This is a genomic window from Streptomyces sp. 2114.4 (assembly GCF_900187385.1).
GTDB lineage: Bacteria > Actinomycetota > Actinomycetes > Streptomycetales > Streptomycetaceae > Streptomyces > Streptomyces mooreae.
Map to the genome: position 1 here is coordinate 4,137,312 of NZ_FYEY01000001.1, position 18,417 is coordinate 4,155,728.

Genomic DNA, 18,417 nt, shown 5'->3' on the forward strand with positions numbered 1-18,417 from the left:
TTCCGCCTGCCCACGGTGCGGCGATGCGCGCCCTCCGGTGCCCCTCAGGGCGCCGGCCCGCCACCCCCTAATCCGTCCGGTGGTCCGGTCCCCCGTAATCCGGGCTGGTGAAGTCCGGGCTGGAGTAGCGCGGGCGGGAACCCGAGGAGCCGCTGTCGGGGCTGGTGAACTCGGGGCGGGTGTAGCCGAGGGTGGGGATCCGCCTCTCGGGTGGTGGGGTGCGACGCGGGACATAGCGGACCGGGTCGTCGTCCGGAGTGGCCGTGGGGTCGGCCAGGGCCTCACGGAGAAAGGGCAGCACACCGCGCTCCAGGAGGGCGCGGCGCCACACCTCACGGGCGTCGTCCAGCGCCTCGCCCAGTTCGTCGGCTCTGGCGACCTGGGGGGACGAGCCGTTGCGCACCGCGGTGATGAGGAGTCCGGCCATCGCGACAAGGGTCCCCGCGGCGGTCAGTGCCGCGAAGATCCAGCCGACGTTGATCAGTGGCTGCGCCAAGGACTTGTCGGGGCTGATGGCGCGCAGCACATAACCGATGAGGAGGAAGAGCACCGCGGCGATCCCGGCGAGGACGGGCGCGAGGACGGCGACCATGGCGGTGAGCCCGGCGCCGGCGGTTTCGGCCTCGCCCGGGGCCATGGCGGTGGCCGGTCCCGGTCTCCCGTCGGCCGCCAGGCTCTGCTCTCCGTCGTCCGCCGGGACGGGGGACGACGCGGGCGTCGGCGCGCGCCACTCGGCGCGGAGCTGTACATAGCGTTGGTATTCGGCCGTGGCGCACGCGGCGATGGCGGTGGTCGCGCTGAGCGCCATCGTGCGCAACTGCTCGTTGTTGAGGTGATTTCCCGCGGCGGCGGTGAAGTCGTCCGGGCGGTATGCGGCGGTACGCAGCGCCTCATCAAGGATCCGCGCAAATTCCGCGCGGTCCTCGTTCAGCAGGTGCGGAGCGCTGTTCATGTGGATCCCCCGATGCTCCGTAGGGCCGTACGGCCGGCGTTGGCCGGGCAGTGGGCGGAAACGGAGGAGAGCCTGCTACGGATAGTCCGATGGTAGAGCGACTGCGGCGCGGGGTGACAGAGAGTTTACGGAATTTGAGTAATGCCGCGACCGGTTTCCGCCCGTGCCGACCCTGCGGTGTGCCGTCCGCAGACGTCCGCCCGCCGTCCGTCCTTCCGTACGCCTGCCCCGATAACGTTCAGCCGGCCAGCGGAAGTTGAACGACCAAAAGCTTTCCGGCCATGGTGATACCGCCGTCCATGGCGATGGCCAGACCGTCCGCGTAGACATGCGGACCGTCGACCGCCACGCTTTCGCTCTCGCCCTCCTCGGTGCCGACCTCGCCCAGCAGATAGGGGATCGGGCTGTGGCCGTGTACGACGCGGTCGCCGCCATAGGCATCGAGGAGTTCGCGTACGGCGGCCGAGCCGTCCTCGTCGCGGAAGGCGAAGCGTTTGGTGAACTTGCGGAACAGATCCCAGACTTCGTCCGCGTCGCTGCGGGTGAGCACGTCGTGGACGGTGTCGTTGACGGCCTCGATGGAGTCGCCGTATTCGAGGTAGGCAGTGGTGTCGGAGTGCACGAGCAGATGCCCGTCCTCCTCCATCACGGCGTCCAGGCGGGCCATCCACTGGAGGTGGTGGTCCTCCAGGCGGTCCATATCGGTCTTCTGGCCGCCGTTGAGGAGCCAGGCGGCCTGGAAGGAGGCGGTGCCCGCGCCGGACTGTACGGGGGTGTCGCCGAACCGCTTGGCCCCCAGCAGCAGGAGTTCGTGGTTGCCCATCAGGGCCTTGCAGTAGCCGCCGGCCGCCGCGGCCTCGGCGGAGAGCTGCATGACGAGGTCGATGACGCCGATGCCGTCCGGGCCGCGGTCGGTGAAGTCACCGAGGAACCAGAGCCGGGCATTGCCGGCCGCCCAGTTGCCGTCGGCGTCGATCAGGCCCTCGGCGGCCAGCGCCTCACGCAACTCGTCGTAGTAGCCGTGCACATCGCCGACGACATACAGCGGCCCCATGCCCTCGGGCGCGTCGGGGTCCTGGGCCGGTTCGGGCACCGGGACGACGGCGGGGTGGTCGATGAGGGTGTCCGTGCGGTCGGGCTCGATGACCGGGAGGTCACGCGCGGTCGGGGTGTACTCCTCGGGCAGCTCGGCGGGCGGCGCGGCAGACGGCACCACGGGGGATGCGGCGGGAGGCGCGGCCGGGGTGCCGGCGGGCAGGTGGAGCGGCGGGCCGGCAGGCGGCACGGGGGACCCGGCGGACGCGCCGGAGGGAACTCCTGGCGGCGGAAGCGCCGCCGGAGTTTCTCCCGCCATGGTCCACACCATGGGTCCCTGACTGGCCCCCTGAGTCATCGACCCCTCCACCGTCGCGCCGCCGTGCACCTCTCGGACCTTTGCCTGGTCGACGGCGGTCCGCGGTGTCGTGCGCCCATCATAGGAATGCCGATCGCGGGTTGTGACGCACCCGGGGGTGATCAATCCTCCGAAGCCCGGCATTCGCAGCGGATTTATCCCGGGATCGCCCTGTTTTTTCCTCGTAGAAGTGATCACGCCGTCGCTCGTATGTGGGAGCACGCTCAGTCGCCGGTGGGCCCTCGCGGTGGGCTGATGGTCGTTCTCGGGGGACGCCGCTGCGACGAGGCCCGGACGATCAGATCGGTCGGTATCACCTGTTCGACGGGCCGGCCGTTGTCGAGCCCTTCGATGGCGTCGATGAGGATCTGTACGACGGCGGTGCCGATGCGGCGCGGTTTGAGGGACAGCGTGGTGACGGGCGGCTCGGTGGCGGCATAGAGGGTGGACTCGCTGCAGCAGACCAGCAGCAGGTCCTCCGGCACTCTCAGGCCGTAGCGCCGGGCGGCGGCGAGCAGGTCCGTGCCGTTGGGGTCGAAGAGCCCGTAGACGGCGTCCGGGCGGTCCGGGCGGGCCAGCAGCCGGTCGGCGGCGACGGCCCCGGCGCACGGGTCGTGTGCCGGGTAGGACTCATACACCGGGTCCTGGCCGACCCGCTCGCACCAGTGCAGATAGGCGGTGGTCGACAGGCGGGTGTAGGTGTCGGTGGTGTTGCCCGTGAGCAGGCCGATGCGACGGGCGCCGGCGTCGGCGAGATGGTCGAGCAGACCGAGGACGGCCGCCTCGTGATCGTTGTCGACCCAGCCGGTGACGGGCAGCGTGCCGCCGGGGCGGCCGTCGGAGACGACGGGGATGCCGTGCCGGACGAGCTCGGTGACGACGGGGTCGCCGTCGGCGGGGTCGATGACGACGGTGCCGTCCAGGGCGACGTTGGACCACACGTCGTGGCGGGAGGTCGCGGGGAGGATGACCAGCGCATAGCCCCGGGCCAGGGCCGCGGAGGTGGCCGCTCTGGCCATCTCGGCGAAGTACGCGAACTCGGTGAAGGTGAAAGGTTCATCCCCGTACGTGGTCACGGTCAGGCCGAGGAGCCCCGACTTGCCCGTACGGAGGGTGCGGGCGGCTGCGGACGGGCGGTAACCCAGCCGGTCGGCCACCTCGCGGACATGGCTACGGGTGGCGTCCGGAAGCCGGCCCTTGCCGTTGAGCGCGTCGGAGACAGTCGTGATCGACACCCCGGCTGCGGCGGCCACGTCCCGGATGCCCGCCCGCCCCAGCCGGCGACCGGTCGACCGGCTCACCTGATGCTTCCCTGCTGCTGTCATGGCGAGCCGATAGTAGGGCTCATGAGGGCCATTCGCGGGGCTTGGGTGATGGCTGTGGAGAGGTACGTTTCTGCACGGCTGGAAGCGCTCAATTCTCATGGAAGCAAAGGAAGTTGGCGCACTGGGTGATCATTTCGTGGGAGAGATGGCGCGTTTGCCTGTCGATCGGTTCGGGTCTCGAAGTGGCCTCAAGTCACCTTGACGGGGGACGCGCGCCACGGAGTGAGCCACCGGCGCACGTCGAACCGGACGGCGCCCCCTGGAGGCTCCGCGCGGGGCCTCCCCGGTGCCGGACCGAGCGTGTGGGCGGGTCGGGCGGCGGGCCGGGGGCTGCCGCCGGACGGGTCAATCCTCATAAGGTGTGCAGTATTGGAGAAGAGGCAGGACGGTCGAGGAGGACCTGCGGTGAGCGAGAAGACCCCGAAGCTGCGTGCTGCGCTGGACGGCATCCCCACCTACAAGCCGGGCCGGCCGGCGACGGCCGGCGGCCCCGTCACGTACAAGCTGTCCTCCAACGAGAACCCCTATCCGCCGCTGCCGGGTGTCCTGGAGAGCGCGGTGACCGCCGCCGGCGCCTTCAACCGTTACCCCGACATGGCCTGCACGGGCCTGATGGCGGAGCTGTCCGAGCGGTTCTCGGTGCCCCTGGAGCACCTGGCGACCGGCACCGGATCGGTCGGAGTGGCCCAGCAGCTGGTCCAGTCGACGGCCGGGCCCGGCGATGAAGTGATCTACGCCTGGCGGTCGTTCGAGGCCTACCCGATCGTCACCCAGGTCTCCGGCGCCACGTCCGTGCAGGTCCCGCTGACCTCCGGTGAGGTGCACGACCTGGACGCCATGCTCGCCGCGGTCACCGACCGGACTCGGTTGATCTTTGTCTGCAACCCCAACAACCCCACCGGCACCGTTGTCCGCCGTGCGGAGCTGGAGTCCTTCCTGGACCGGGTGCCGAGTGATGTGCTGGTGGTGCTGGACGAGGCGTACTGCGAGTTCGTGCGCGATCCCCAGGTGCCGGACGGCATCGAGCTCTACCGCGACCGCCCCAATGTGTGTGTGCTGCGCACCTTCTCCAAGGCGTACGGCCTGGCGGGCCTGCGGGTCGGCTTTGCGGTGGCCCATGAGCCGGTGGCCGCGGCGCTGCGCAAGACGGCGGTGCCGTTCGGGGTGAGCCAGCTGGCGCAGGAGGCGGCGGTGGCGTCGCTGCGCAGCGAGGCGGCGCTGCTGGAGCGGGTCGACGCCCTGGTGGCCGAGCGGGCGCGGGTGGTGGACGCTCTGCTGGGGCAGGGCTGGACGGTCCCCGAATCGCAGGCGAACTTCGTCTGGTTGCGGCTGGGGGACCGGACGACCGACTTCGCGGCGGCCTGCGAGCGGGCCGGTGTGGTCGTGCGGCCGTTCCCCGGCGAGGGCGTACGGGTGACGATCGGCGAGGGCCCGGCGATGGACCTGTTCCTGCAGGCCGCTGAGGAGTTCCGCAAGGCGCTGTAACCCGCCGTCGGACGGGTGTGTCGAGGCCGTGGGTCTGCTGACCCGCGGCCTTGTGCGTGAGGCGCGCTTTCTCGCCGCTGCGGACGGGTGCCGGGGTGCCCCGCCCGCCGTCGGTGCGGACCGGCATCGTGGCAGGTGAAGGGCGTAGTGGCGGCCGACGGGCAGGCGTGACCGCGGTCACGTACCCCCCCGGCAGAAATGGCTGAGACGCATAGGAGATAATTGCTTGTGAATGTGAACGCGTTCACAAGCGCGTCCCGTATGGGCCACTTTATGTGGCGCATACAGGGCATTGCCGTAGTGCAACGGCGACGTAAGGAGCACGGCATGGAACTGGCGTTGGCGCCAGAGACTCTGGCGCGATGGCAATTCGGCATCACCACCGTCTACCACTTCCTGTTCGTCCCCCTGACGATCTCCCTCGCCGCTCTGGTGGCCGGACTCGAGACCGCATGGGTACGCACGGGCAAGGAGAAGTACCTCAAGGCCACCAAGTTCTGGGGCAAGCTGTTTCTGATCAATATCGCGATGGGGGTCGTCACCGGCATCGTCCAGGAGTTCCAGTTCGGGATGAACTGGTCCGCCTACTCGCGGTTCGTCGGGGACGTCTTCGGCGCCCCGCTGGCCTTCGAGGCGCTCATCGCGTTCTTCTTCGAGTCGACCTTCATCGGCCTGTGGATCTTCGGCTGGGACAAGCTGCCGAAGAAGATCCACTGCTTCTGCATGTGGATGGTCTCGATCGGCACGCTCCTGTCGGCGTACTTCATCCTCGCGGCGAACTCCTGGATGCAGCACCCGGTCGGCTACAAGTACAACGCCGCGAACGGCCGTGCCGAGCTGACGGACTTCTGGAAGGTGCTGACCCAGGACACCACCCTGGTCGTCGCCTTCCACACGCTGACCGCGGCCTTCCTCACCGGCGCTGCGTTCATGGTCGGTATCGCCGCCTTCCATCTGATGCGCAAGAAGCACATCAAGGTCATGCGGACGTCGCTGCGGCTCGGGCTGATCACGCTGGTCATCTCGGGCATCCTCACCGCGGTCAGCGGTGACTCGCTCGGCAAGGTCATGTTCAAGCAGCAGCCGATGAAGATGGCCGCGGCCGAGGCGCTGTGGGACAAGGAAGAGCCTGCGCCGTTCTCGGTCTTCGCCTACGGCGATGTCGACAAGGGGCACAACACGGTCGCCATCGAGATACCCGGCCTGCTGTCCTTCCTCGCGCACAACGACTTCAGCTCGCCGGTCCCCGGCATCAACGACGTCAACAAGTCCGAGCAGCAGAAGTTCGGGCCCGGCGACTACCGGCCCAACATCCCGGTCGCCTACTGGGGCTTCCGCTGGATGATCGGCTTCGGTATGTCGTCCTTCGCCATCGGGCTCGCCGGGCTCTGGCTCACCCGTAAGAAGTTCTGGCTGGCTCCGGGGCTGCGGACGGGAGACGAGGAGCCACCGCACCTCGCGCTCACCAAGAACAAGGTGCTCGGTGCCCGGCTGAGCAAGTGGTACTGGTCGCTCGCCTTCGTCACCCTCGGCTTCCCGCTCATCGCGAACTCGTGGGGCTGGATCTTCACCGAGATGGGCCGCCAGCCCTGGGTCGTCTACGGCGTGCTGCGTACCTCGGACGCGGTGTCCCCGGGCGTCTCGCAGGGCGAGGTGCTGACCTCGATGATCGTCTTCACCGCGCTCTACGCGATCCTCGCCGTGGTCGAGGTCAAGCTGCTGGTGAAGTACATCAAGGCCGGACCGCAGGAGCTCACCGACTCCGACCTCAACCCGCCCACCAAGATCGGCGGCGACAGCACGGACGCCGACCGGCCGATGGCCTTCTCGTACTAGGAGGCGACTGTGCAACTCCACGACGTCTGGTTCGTCCTTATCGCCGTCTTCTGGACCGGGTACTTCTTCCTCGAAGGGTTCGACTTCGGGATCGGTATCCACACCAAGCTTCTCGCCCGCGACCGGCGGGAGAAGCGCGTACTGATCAACACCATCGGCCCGGTCTGGGACGGCAACGAGGTCTGGCTGATCAGCGCGGCCGGTGCGACCTTCGCCGCCTTCCCCGACTGGTACGCCACGCTCTTCTCCGGCTTCTATCTGCCGCTGCTGCTGATCCTGGTGTGCCTGATCGTGCGGGGCGTCGCCTTCGAATACCGCCACAAGCGGACCGAGGAGCACTGGCAGCGGAACTGGGAAAACGCGATCTTCTGGGCCTCGCTGCTGCCCGCGGTGCTCTGGGGCGTCCTGTTCGGCAACCTCGTGCACGGCGTCAAGATCGACGCTCACAAGGAATATGTGGGGAGCGTTCTCGACCTGCTGAACCCGTACGCGATTCTGGGCGGGCTGGTCACGCTGACGCTGTTCACCTTCCACGGTGCGGTGTTCGCCTCGCTCAAGACGACGGGCGACATCCGGGAGCGGGCACGCAGGGTGGCGGCCGTCCTCGGGGTGCTCACTCTGGTGCCGGTGGTCGGCTTCCTCGGCTGGACCCAGGAAGGCAAGGGCGACGGCACCAGCCTGATCGTCATGATCGTCGCGGTGGTCGCGCTGGTCGCGGCGCTGGGGGCCAACAAGCTCGGACGTGAGGGCTGGGCGTTCGCCTTTTCCGGCATCACGGTCGTGGCCGCGGTTGCGATGCTGTTCCTGACGCTCTTCCCGAACGTCATGCCCTCGACGCTGAACGAAAGCTGGAGCCTCACGGTCAGCAATGCCTCGTCCAGCCCCTACACCCTGAAGATCATCACGTGGTGCGCGGGTTTCGCCACGCCGCTGGTGATGCTCTACCAAGGGTGGACGTACTGGGTGTTCCGCAAGCGCATCGGCACCCAGCACATCGCCGATGCCCACTAGCTGAGCGGCCGCCCTCCCGGGGGCGGCCCCAGCAGGACGGATGTTTCACGTGAAACCGGTCGACCCGCGTCTGCTCCGCTACGCCCACGCCACCCGCGGCTTCCTCGTCGCGGTGGTGGTACTCGGGCTCGCCGGAGCGGGCCTGGTCATCGGCCAGGCAATGCTGATCGCCGAGATCGTCGTCGGGGCCTTCCAGCACCATCTCGGTACCGGCGCCCTGGCCACCCCGCTGGCGCTGCTCGCCGCGGTCTCCGTCGGGCGCGGTCTGGTCTCCTGGCTCACCGAGCTGGCCGCGCACCGCGCCGGCGCGGCGGTCAAGTCCGAGCTGCGGATGCGGCTGATCGAGCGGGCGGCGCGGCTGGGGCCCGGCGCGGTGATCGGGGGCACGGACGGTGGCACGCCGGCCCCGGCTCCGAACGGTCCCGGGGCGGCCGACGCGGGCACGCCCGACGGCACCGGCACCCTGGAGATGCGAACCGGCGAACTCACCACCCTCGCCACCCGCGGCATCGACGCACTGGACGACTACTTCGCCCGCTATCTGCCGCAGTTGGGGCTGGCGGTCGTCGTCCCGCTCGCCGTGCTGGCCCGGATCGTCACCGGCGACTGGATCTCGGCGCTCACCATCGTCCTCACCCTCCCGCTGATCCCGCTGTTCATGATCCTGATCGGCTGGGCCACCCAGGCGCGGATGGACCGCCAGTGGCGGCTGCTCGCCCGGCTGTCGGGCCACTTCCTCGATGTCGTCGAGGGCCTGCCGACCCTCAAGGTCTTCGGCCGGGCCAAGGCCCAGGCCGCCTCCATCCGGGCCATCACCGGCGCATACCGCCGGGCGACGATGCGCACCCTGCGGATCGCCTTTCTCTCCTCCTTCGCGCTCGAACTCCTCGCCACCATCTCCGTCGCCCTGGTCGCGGTCGGCATCGGTATGCGGCTGGTGCACGGTGAACTCGACCTCTACACCGGCCTGATGGTGCTGGTGCTGGCGCCCGAGGCGTATCTGCCGCTGCGGCAGGTCGGTGCGCAGTACCACGCCGCGGCCGAGGGGCTTTCGGCGGCAGAGGAGATCTTCGCGGTGCTGGAGACTCCGCTGCGCACCCCCGGCACCGCACCCGCGCCCGAGGGCACCGCGCTGACCGTGGAAGAGCTGGTGGTGCGCCACCCCGGGCGGACCGCCGACTCGCTCCCGGCGACGTCGTTCGAGGTCCGGCCCGGCGAGACCGTCGCACTGGTCGGCCCCTCCGGCGCCGGCAAGTCCACCCTGCTGAGCGTGCTGCTCGGCTTCACCGCACCGTACGGGGGCCGGGCCCTCGTCGACGGCCGGGACATCGCGTCGCTCTCCCCCGAGAGCTGGCGGCAGCGGATCGCCTGGGTGCCGCAGCACCCGCATCTGTTCGCGGGCACCATCGCCGAGAATGTACGGCTGGCGCGGCCGGAGGCGGATGACGCCGCGGTGCGCAACGCCCTGGGCGGGGCGGGCGCGCTGGACTTCATCGACGCGCTCCCGGACGGTATGGCGACCCGGCTCGGCGAGTCCGGTGCCGGGCTCTCGGCCGGCCAGCGCCAGCGGCTCGCGCTCGCCCGCGCCTTCCTCGCCGACCGCCCGGTCCTGCTCCTGGACGAGCCCACCGCCAACCTCGACGGCGCGACCGAGGAAGCGATGGTGGCCGCGATCGGCAGGCTCGCCGTCGGCCGTACGGTCCTGCTCGTCGTCCACCGGCCGGCGCTGCTGGCGGTGGCGGACCGGGTGGTGCGGTTGCCTGGGGCGGTGGTGGAGGCGCCTTCGGATCGGTCGGGCCGGTCGGTCCAGTCCGGCCGGTCGGGCCGGTCGGTCCAGGAGACGGTTGCCGAACCGGCCGAGGGGGGCCGGGGCTCCGCCGAGGCGGCGGCCGGTGCGCCGGACCCGGGTGAGGACGCCGGGCCCGACTCCCTTCCCGGCCCCGCCCGGGGCTCGGCGCTCACCCGGCTGCGGCGAACGGCCCGGTCCCATCGGGCGCGGTTCGCGCTGGCGCTGCTGCTGGGGAGCCTGGCGCTGGGCAGCGCGGTGGGGCTGATGGCGACCTCGGGATGGCTGATCTCGCGGGCGGCGCAGCAGCCGCCGGTGCTGTATCTGATGGTCGCGGTCACCGCCACCAGGGCGTTCGGCATCGGCCGTGCGGTCTTCCGGTACGCCGAGCGGCTGGTCGCCCATGACGCGGTGTTCCGGATGCTCGCCGAGGCACGTGTCGCCGTCTTCCGGCGGCTGGAGCGGCTGGCACCGGCCGGGCTCAAGGAGCGCAACCGCGGCGATCTGCTGTCGCGGCTGGTGGCCGATGTCGACGCGGGGCAGGACTACTTCCTGCGCTGGCTGCTGCCCGTCGGGGCGGCGGTGCTGGTCGGCGCGGGCGCGGTCGGTTTCACCGGCTGGCTGCTGCCGGAGGCCGGTGCGCTTCTCGCCGTCGGACTGCTGCTCGCGGGCGTCGGGGTGCCGATGCTCTCGGGTGCGCTGGCCCGGCGGGCGGAGCGTCAACTGGCGCCCGCCCGCGGGCAGCTCGCGACCCGCGTCGTCGATGTGCTCACCGGTACCGCCGAGTTGACGGTGGCCGGTGCCCTCCCCGCCCGTACGGAGGCGGTGCGGGACGCCGACCGGGAGCTGACCCGGATCGCCTCCCGTTCGGCCACCGTGTCCGGGACCGGCGCCGGGCTGTCGGCGCTGCTGTGCGGACTGACGGTCGCCGCGGCGGCGGTGGCCGGTATCCAGGCCGTCCACGCCGGCCGGCTGTCGGGCGTGGCGCTTGCCGTGGTCGTGCTCACCCCGCTCGCCGCCTTCGAAGCGGTGACCGGGCTGCCGCTCGCCGTGCAGTACCGCCGGCGCACCCGGCACGCCGCCGAGCGGGTCTTCGAGGTGCTGGACGCGCCGGTCCCGGTGCAGGAGCCGACCGCGCCGGCCGAGGCGCCCGAGGCGCCGTTCCCGCTGGTCGTACGGGACCTGACCGCGCGCCACCCGGGAGCGGACCGCCCGGCGCTGGACGGCGTGGGCTTCACCGTGACCGCGGGCCGCCGGCTCGCCGTCGTCGGCCCGTCCGGTTCCGGGAAGACCACGCTGGCGCAGGTGCTGCTGCGCTTTGTGGACCGGGAGTCGGGGGCGTACCTGCTGGGCGGAACGGATGCCGGGACGCTGGACGGTGACGCGGTCCGGCGGCTGGTGGGGTTGTGTGCGCAGGACGCGCACCTCTTCGACAGCTCGCTGCGGGAAAACCTCAAGCTTGCCCGCCGGGACCGGCACGGCGCCTCGGGCGATGCCGACCAGGACCTGTGGGAGGCGCTTGGCCGGGCACGGCTCGCGGACTGGGTGCGGGGGCTGCCCGACGGCCTGGACACCATGATCGGGGAGCACGGCGCCCGGCTGTCCGGTGGCCAGCGGCAGCGCCTGGCCCTGGCGCGTGCCCTGCTCGCGGACTTCCCGGTGCTCGTTCTGGACGAGCCCGCCGAGCATCTGGATCTGGCTACCGCCGATGCGCTGACCGCCGATCTGCTGGCCGCGACCGAGGGCCGTACGACGGTCCTGATCACCCACCGGCTCACCGGGCTCGAGGAGGTCGACGAGGTGCTGGTACTGGATCAGGGGCGGGTCGCGCAGTGCGGGCCGTACGCGGAGCTGGCCGCGGCCGACGGCCCGTTCCGGCGGATGCTGGAGCGCGAGCGGGCGGTGGACGCGGCGTACGGGGCGGCGCAGCCGGTGGCGTGAGGCCCGCGTCCAGCGATGACACAGCGCGACGCGCTGCCGGTGGCGCGGGACGGCGCACCGTCCCGGCCCCGCGCCGGGGCTCGTCCCGCGCTGCACAGGCCCCCGCCCCATCCGCGCTCGCCCGCCGCACATAATCGGACTTTCCGTGGAAAACAGCTCTTATTAGGCTCGTGGCATGGCAGCCACGGCAGAACCCCCACCCGCGGACCCCGGGGACGCCGCGGATTTTGCGTCCCCCGCGTCCCCCGCGTCCCCCGGGAGCGACGGCGCGCGTGCGGCCCCCGACCCCATGGACGCCGCCACCGAGGCGACCCGCAGTCTGCGGGGACTGTCGTCCGAGCTGACCGCCCGGGTACCGCAGCTGCTGGAGGCGATGCGCACGGTCGGCGCGGGTCTCGATCTGCACATCACCCTGGACCGGATCGTGGAGACGGCCGCCGAGCTGGCCGACGCCCGCTACGCCGCGATCGGGATCATCGACGACGCCCGTGAGGGGCTGTCGGACTTTGTGACGTACGGGGTGACCAGCGAGCAGCACGAACGGATCGGCGCGCTGCCCGACGGCCACAAAGGCCTGCTCGGGGCGCTCATCCATGATCCCAAGCCACTGCGCCTCGCCGACCTCACGAAGGACGCCCGTTCGGCGGGCTTCCCGGCCGGGCACCCGCCGATGCGGACGTTTCTCGGGGTGCCGATCCGCGTCCAGGGCGAGATCTTCGGCAACCTCTACCTGACGGAGAAGCGCGAGGGCAGGGAGTTCAGCGAGGAAGACCTGCACATGGTGCGGGTGCTGGCCACCGAGGCCGGTATCGCCATCGGCAACGCCCGGCTGCATGCGGCAACCCGGCAGCGGGAGCGGTGGATCGACGGCTCCGTGGCGGTGACCACCGAACTCCTCGCCGGCAGCGATGTCGACGATGCGCTCGCGGTGGTCGCCGAGCAGGCCCGCAAGCTGGCGGAGTCGGCGGCCGGCATCGTGCTGCTGCCCGACGAGGAGGGCGGCCTGGAGATCGTCGCGGTGTCGGCGGACGACCCCGCCGGGATCATGGGGACGCAGATTCCGCCGCACAGTCCAGTGGTGGAACAACTCCTCACCGGGGAGCCCGTGTTCGTGCACGACTCGGCCACCGACCCCCGGATGATCACGGATATCGCGGCCCGCTTCGGCCCCAGCATGATGCTGCCGCTCAAGAGCGGCGGACGGGTGCTGGGCACCCTGGCGACCCCGCGGGCCAGGGGCTCCCGCCCGTTCACCGCCGCCGAGCGGACGCTGGCCACCCAGTTCGCGGCGCAGGCCGCACTGGCGCTGGTGCTGGCCGACGCACAGCGCGACCGCGAGCGGCTGGCCGTCTACGAAGACCGCGACCGGATCGCCCGTGACCTGCACGATCTCGTCATTCAACGGCTCTTCGCGACGGGCATGATCCTGGAGAGCGCACAGCGCAGATCCGTGGTGCCGGAGGTGGCACAGGGAGTCGGCAAGGCCGTCGACGAGCTGGACGTCACCATTCAGGAGATCAGAACCGCGATCTTCGCGCTGCAACAGGGACCGGCCGAGGCGCCGTCCGGGCTGCGGACCCGGGTCCTGCGCGAAATCGGCACCGCCGCCGTACCACTCGGCTTCCAGCCCTCGGCCGGCTTCATCGGCCCGGTCGACTCCCGGATCGGCGAGCTGACCGGCAAAAACCTGATCGCCGCGCTGCGTGAGGCGCTGTCGAACGCCTTCCGGCACGCCCAGGCCTCCCGGATCGAGGTCGTCGTCGACGCCACGATCCAGCTGCCGGACGGCGCCGACGGTGTCCGCCTGACCGTCGCCGACGACGGTATCGGCATCTCGGACGGCGGTCGCCGCAGCGGCCTCAAGAACCTCGCCAAGCGCGCGGAGTCGCTGGGCGGCTCCAGCTCGTACGGCCCCGGGCTGGGCGAGGACGGTACGGGGACGACGCTGAGGTGGGAGGCGCCGCTGTGAGGGCGGGGTCGCGCGGGGCAGGGCGGCGCGGGCGTGGCGGCGGGGCCGGGGGCGGGAACGGACGGCGCGCTGTCGCCCTCGGTGCTACCGGTCGTCCCGTGGGCCGTCGTGGCGCAGGATCCGCTCGATGACGGCCGCGACGCCGTCGTCGTTGTTGGAGGCGGTACGGCCCGTCGTCGCGGCCAGCACGTCGGGATGGGCGTTGGCCATGGCGTACGAGGTGCCGGCCCAGGTCAGCATCTCTATGTCGTTCGGCATGTCCCCGAAAGCGACCACTTCCCGCGGGGAGATGCCGCGCTCGGCGCAGCAGCGGGCGAGGGTGCCGGCCTTGCTGACACCGGAACCGCTGATCTCCAGGAGGGCGGTGGGGCTGGAGCGGGTGAAGGACGCGAGATCGCCGGCGGTCGTACGGGCCAGCGTGAGGAACGCGTCGGGGTCCAGCTCGGGGTGGTGCGCCAGCAGCTTGATCACGGGCTGGTCGGGGAAGGCGGGGCCCGTGGGATCGGTGGGGCGATTGGCGTCGCCGGAGGGGGCGTCACCGGAAGGGCCGCCTCCGGAAGAGGTGTCACCGGAGGGGGCGACCGGCCCCCGGGGCTCGTCGTGCCCCGTCATGTGCGGGCACAGCGTCGAGACGAAGTCCTCGGCCAGCAGCTTCTCGGCCGGCGCGATGACCGCGGCCGGGTCCAGCAGGAGCGGCGGGTACTGCGGTTCGTAGTGGATACCGCCGGTGCGCTCGACCGCGAACGAGGTACCGGGCGCGGCGCTGCGCAGCGCGTCCACGACGGCGAGTGCGACGGTGCGCTCCAGGGGGCTGACCTCGACGATCCGGCCGCCGCGGTGCAGATCGACGACGGCCGCGCCGTTCGCGCAGATCGCCAGGCCGTGACCGTGCACATGGTCGCTGACCACGCCCATCCAGCGGGCCGGACGCCCGGTGACGAAGAACACCTCGATGCCGGCCCGCTCCGCGGCGGCCAGCGCGGCGATCGTCCGGTCGGAGACCGTCTTGTCGTCGTGCAGCAGTGTGCCGTCGAGATCGGTGGCGATCAGCCGGGGCGCAACGGCCGTTTCGGGCGCCCGTGGTGGTGTGGCGGGGGCATCAGTCACGGGGCCATCTTCCCGTACCGCCGTGCACAGGGGTGCGGTGGGTTGCGTGCATGAGCCCGTGGCGGCCGGGCGGATGGCGTAAGAACGGGCGGTGGCGAACCGGTCCCCGGCCCCGAGGCGACGTGGCGAACCGGTCCCCGGCCCGAGGTGACGTGGCGGAGCCCGTCCCCGGCACCGAGGTGAATCGTTCGCACCGTGCGGACGGCCGTACGCTCGGGGGTATGCGACTGAGCACCGTGATACTCCCCGTCCGCCGTTGGTCCGAAGGCGGACGGGAGGCATGGCAGCGCGCCGAGGAACTGGGCTTCCACGCCGCGTACACCTATGACCACCTCTCGTGGCGGAGCTTCCGGGACCAGACGTGGTTCGGCGCCCTTCCGACGCTGACCGCCGCCGCGGCCGCGACCTCCCGTCTGCGGCTGGGCACCCTCGTCACCTCGCCGAACTTCCGGCACCCGGTCACCCTCGCCAAGGAACTGATCTCGCTCGACGACATCAGCGACGGCCGGATCACCCTGGGCATCGGCGCCGGCGGCAACGGCTTCGACGCCACCGCGCTCGGCCAGGTCCCCTGGGAGCCGCGGGAACGGGCCGACCGTTTCGCCGAGTTCGTCGGGCTGCTGGACCGGCTGCTGGCCCAGGATGTCGTCTCCTACGCCGGCGACCACTACTCCGCGCACGAGGTCCGCAACATCCCCGGCTGTGTGCAGCGGCCGCGTCTGCCGTTCGCGGTGGCGGCCACCGGTCCGCGCGGGCTGAAGCTGGCCGCCCAGTACGGCCAGGCCTGGGTGACGACCGGGGATCCCAAGGTCTCCAACGGGGGCGGAACGCCGGAGGAGTCGCGGGAGGCGGTTCGCGGGCAGATCGAGCGGCTGGGGAAGGCCTGCGCCGATCAGGGCCGGGAGCCGGCCGACCTGCAGAAGATCATGCTGACCGGCTTCACCCCGGACCGCCCGCTGGATTCCGTGGACGCGTTCGTCGACTTCGCCGGACGCCACGCCGAACTGGGCATCGACGAGCTGGTCCTTCACTGGCCGATCGCCGATTCGGTCTTCGAGGCCGACGTTGCGGTCTTCGAACGGATCGCGACGGAGGGGCTGGGGCAGCTGGCCGCCCGGTAGGCGGAGCTCCGGAGGCGCCTCCCGGGGCCGCAGGACGTCCCGGCGGCCCCGGGAGGCGCGGCATCCCCTGGAGCCCTGGGAGCCCCGGCGTCGGAGGCGCCCGACAGCCCGACGCGCCCGGCACTCCCCTGGCCTGGGCTTTACCCCGCATATAGCTCCGAAGAGGGAGAATTGGGGCAGCGGGGCGCGGTGTGCGTCCCGCGGCGCGCGGTGCGCGGACGCGACGCGAGCGGTCGGCGCAGTGCGCGAACTGCGGTGCTTTCGGAGGAGCCATGGCACAGACCCGATTCGCCCCGGACCGCGGGCTGACCACACGCATGGTCACCACGATGTTCTTCATCGGGCTGCTGTACGTCGTGGTCGTCGGCGTGCTGGTGGTGCTGCTCAAGGGCGCGTGGGTGGTGGTGCTGCTGATCGCGGGCGCCCTGTTCATCGCGCAGTTCTGGTTCAGCGACCGGATCGCGGCATTCAGCATGGGTGCGCGCGAGGTCACACCGGAGCAGGCGCCCGAGCTGCACGGCGCCGTCGACCGGCTGTGTGCGCTGGCCGATATGCCCAAGCCGCGGGTGGCGATCGCCGAGTCGGATGTGCCGAACGCCTTCGCCACCGGCCGCGGTCAGCAGAACTCCCTGGTGTGTGCCACCACCGGGCTGCTCAGGCGGCTGGAGCCGGAGGAGCTGGAGGGGGTGCTGGCCCACGAGCTCTCGCATGTCGCGCACCGCGACGTCGCGGTGATGACCATCGCCTCGTTCCTCGGCGTGCTGGCCGGGATCATCACCCGGGCCGCCCTGTGGAGCGGCATCGGGCGCAACAACCGGGACCAGAACGCGGCCATCGCGGTGCTCATCGTGACCGCCGTGAGCGTGGTCGTCTACGCGATCAGCTTCCTCCTGACCCGGCTGCTGTCCCGTTACCGTGAGCTGTCCGCCGACCGGGCCGCCGCCCTGCTGACCGGCCGCCCTTCGGCACTGGCCGCCGCGCTGACCAAGGTCACCGGCCAGATCGCGAGGATCCCCACCGAGGATCTGCGCAAGGCCCAGCCGTTCAACGCCTTCTACTTCGCCCCGGCGTTCAACAAGGAGACCTTCAGCCGGCTGCTGTCCTCGCACCCGACGCTGGAACAGCGGCTGGACCAACTGGCCAGGATCTCCGCGGAGCTGGGGCGGGCGTGATGAGTGGAGTGGCCGGGGCGGATGTGACGAGCGGCGCGGAGGCGACGACCGGCGCCATCAGGCCGGAGGTATCGAGCAAGGAGTACGTCACGCATGGGATTTCTTGACGCCATCCTCGGCCGCAGCAAACCGGTACGCCCTGATCTCGACCAGCTCTTCGCGCTGCCGTCCGCCGCGGTCACCCTCCAGGCCGCGGCCGGATTCGAACCCACCGGCCTGGGGTCGGTGTGTTTCGCCAGCGTCGAGGGCGGGACGTTCGCGCGCATCCAGGAGGAGGCCCGGTCGCTGCTGGACGGTTCGGTGGAGTTCACACAGGACGCGTACGGCTATACCTGGCTGCTCGCGCGGCATCCGCCCGAGGACGTAGCGGGCCTGGTCAACGACCTGCACGCGGTCAATACCTCGCTGGAGGAGGCGGGGTTCGGGCCGCAGCTGCTGTGTTCGCTGGTGGGCTTCCGTGACGAACGGCAGCGGTCGCTGGCGCTGGTCTACCTCTACAAGCGCGGCACGTTCTACCCCTTCTCTCCCAAGGGGGGCGGCGGCGAGAAGCGCGACAACCCGCTCGAACTGGAGGTGCGGGCGATGCTCGGGGACGACCTGACCATCGAGCAGGATCTGGCGCGGTGGTTCCCGGTGTGGGGGGCGCCGGGCCTCTGAGGGAGCGGCCTGCCGGGCCGGTGTGGGTGTGGGGGGCAGGGCGGTGGGCCCCGGCCGTCTGGGCACCCCGTTTCCGGCGCTGTCCTACGGGAGCGAGGGCTCAGCCCGGGAAACGCAGGTACGGGGCCGGTACCCGGCTGGTGAGCCAGACGCCGTTCGCGCTGACCCGGAAGACGTGGCCGGCGCGGTGCATCGCCCCCGCGTCCACGGTCAGGACCACGGGCTTGCCGCGCCGTGCGCCCACCCGGGTCGCGGTCTCGCGGTCGGGCGAGAGATGGACGGCATGCCGCGACATCGGCCGCAGCCCCTCCTCCCGGATGGCGGCCACATTGCGGGCCACCGTGCCGTGGAAGAGATGGGCGGGTGGTTCGGCCGGCGGCAGATCGAGATCGACCTGCACCGAATGGCCCTGCTGGGCCCGGATCCGGTCGTTCTCCATGGCGTAGCGCTGCTTGTCGTTGTCGGCGACCACCGCTGCCAACTCCGCCCGGGAAAAACGGAATCCATGCCGTGCGGCCGCTGAAATGAGCTCTTCCACGGACACCCAGCCCTGGGCGTCGAGAGCGATACCGATCCGCTCCGGTTCATGGCGCAGATGTTTCGCCAGGTACTTCGAGATGCGCACGGAGCGCTGGTTGTCCATGTCTCCAGGGTGCCGCGCG

At 71.2% G+C, this 18,417-nt stretch carries 13 protein-coding genes; 8 read left to right on the plus strand and 5 right to left on the minus strand.

The genetic code is table 11. The features are described from left to right. Positions 1 to 67: 67 nt before the first annotated feature. The 3 genes from CFW40_RS18145 to CFW40_RS18155 form a co-directional block, all read right to left on the minus strand. On the minus strand, positions 68 to 952 hold the full coding sequence (locus CFW40_RS18145; RefSeq protein WP_176956465.1) for a hypothetical protein: 885 nt from the start codon (positions 950 to 952) through the stop codon (positions 68 to 70). Positions 953 to 1,190: 238 nt separating this feature from the next. Then, positions 1,191 to 2,318 carry a metallophosphoesterase gene (locus CFW40_RS18150; protein ID WP_371127287.1) on the minus strand — a complete coding sequence of 376 codons (1,128 nt, stop codon included), beginning with the start codon at positions 2,316 to 2,318 and terminating at the stop codon, positions 1,191 to 1,193. 251 nt (positions 2,319 to 2,569) lie between these two features. Further along, positions 2,570 to 3,670, minus strand: a complete 1,101-nt coding sequence (locus CFW40_RS18155; RefSeq protein WP_088798889.1) for a LacI family DNA-binding transcriptional regulator — start codon at positions 3,668 to 3,670, stop codon at positions 2,570 to 2,572. 405 nt (positions 3,671 to 4,075) lie between these two features. Here CFW40_RS18155 and hisC point away from each other — a divergent pair, with 405 nt between their 5' ends. From hisC to CFW40_RS18180, 5 genes are all read left to right on the plus strand, one after another. Then, positions 4,076 to 5,155: a histidinol-phosphate transaminase gene (hisC, locus tag CFW40_RS18160; RefSeq protein ID WP_088798890.1), complete on the plus strand. Its 1,080-nt coding sequence runs from the start codon at positions 4,076 to 4,078 to the stop codon at positions 5,153 to 5,155. A gap of 327 nt (positions 5,156 to 5,482) precedes the next feature. Further along, positions 5,483 to 6,991, plus strand: a complete 1,509-nt coding sequence (locus tag CFW40_RS18165; protein ID WP_088798891.1) for a cytochrome ubiquinol oxidase subunit I — start codon at positions 5,483 to 5,485, stop codon at positions 6,989 to 6,991. Positions 6,992 to 7,000: 9 nt separating this feature from the next. Next, positions 7,001 to 8,002, plus strand: coding sequence for a cytochrome d ubiquinol oxidase subunit II (gene cydB, locus CFW40_RS18170; protein WP_088798892.1), 1,002 nt, complete (start codon positions 7,001 to 7,003; stop codon positions 8,000 to 8,002). A gap of 40 nt (positions 8,003 to 8,042) precedes the next feature. Beyond that, on the plus strand, positions 8,043 to 11,729 hold the full coding sequence (gene cydD / locus CFW40_RS18175) for a thiol reductant ABC exporter subunit CydD (RefSeq protein WP_256331414.1): 3,687 nt from the start codon (positions 8,043 to 8,045) through the stop codon (positions 11,727 to 11,729). A gap of 289 nt (positions 11,730 to 12,018) precedes the next feature. Continuing rightward, entirely contained in the window at positions 12,019 to 13,698 is a 1,680-nt protein-coding gene (locus CFW40_RS18180; RefSeq protein ID WP_088798894.1) for a GAF domain-containing protein, read from the plus strand. A gap of 84 nt (positions 13,699 to 13,782) precedes the next feature. Here CFW40_RS18180 and CFW40_RS18185 read toward each other — a convergent pair whose 3' ends face one another. Further along, a complete protein-coding gene (locus tag CFW40_RS18185) occupies positions 13,783 to 14,805 on the minus strand; it encodes an HAD hydrolase family protein (RefSeq protein ID WP_088798895.1) in 1,023 nt (340 codons plus the stop codon). 221 nt (positions 14,806 to 15,026) lie between these two features. Here CFW40_RS18185 and CFW40_RS18190 point away from each other — a divergent pair, with 221 nt between their 5' ends. The 3 genes from CFW40_RS18190 to CFW40_RS18200 all read left to right on the plus strand — a co-directional run bounded on the left by CFW40_RS18190 (position 15,027) and on the right by CFW40_RS18200 (position 17,755). After that, a complete protein-coding gene (locus tag CFW40_RS18190; protein WP_088802196.1) occupies positions 15,027 to 15,926 on the plus strand; it encodes an LLM class flavin-dependent oxidoreductase in 900 nt (299 codons plus the stop codon). A gap of 272 nt (positions 15,927 to 16,198) precedes the next feature. Further along, a complete protein-coding gene (gene htpX, locus CFW40_RS18195) occupies positions 16,199 to 17,098 on the plus strand; it encodes a zinc metalloprotease HtpX (protein WP_088798896.1) in 900 nt (299 codons plus the stop codon). A 93-nt stretch (positions 17,099 to 17,191) separates the two neighbouring features. Continuing rightward, positions 17,192 to 17,755, plus strand: coding sequence for a hypothetical protein (locus CFW40_RS18200; protein WP_088798897.1), 564 nt, complete (start codon positions 17,192 to 17,194; stop codon positions 17,753 to 17,755). A 100-nt stretch (positions 17,756 to 17,855) separates the two neighbouring features. Here CFW40_RS18200 and CFW40_RS18205 read toward each other — a convergent pair whose 3' ends face one another. Next, on the minus strand, positions 17,856 to 18,398 hold the full coding sequence (locus tag CFW40_RS18205) for an RNA 2'-phosphotransferase (protein WP_088798898.1): 543 nt from the start codon (positions 18,396 to 18,398) through the stop codon (positions 17,856 to 17,858). Positions 18,399 to 18,417: the final 19 nt, after the last annotated feature.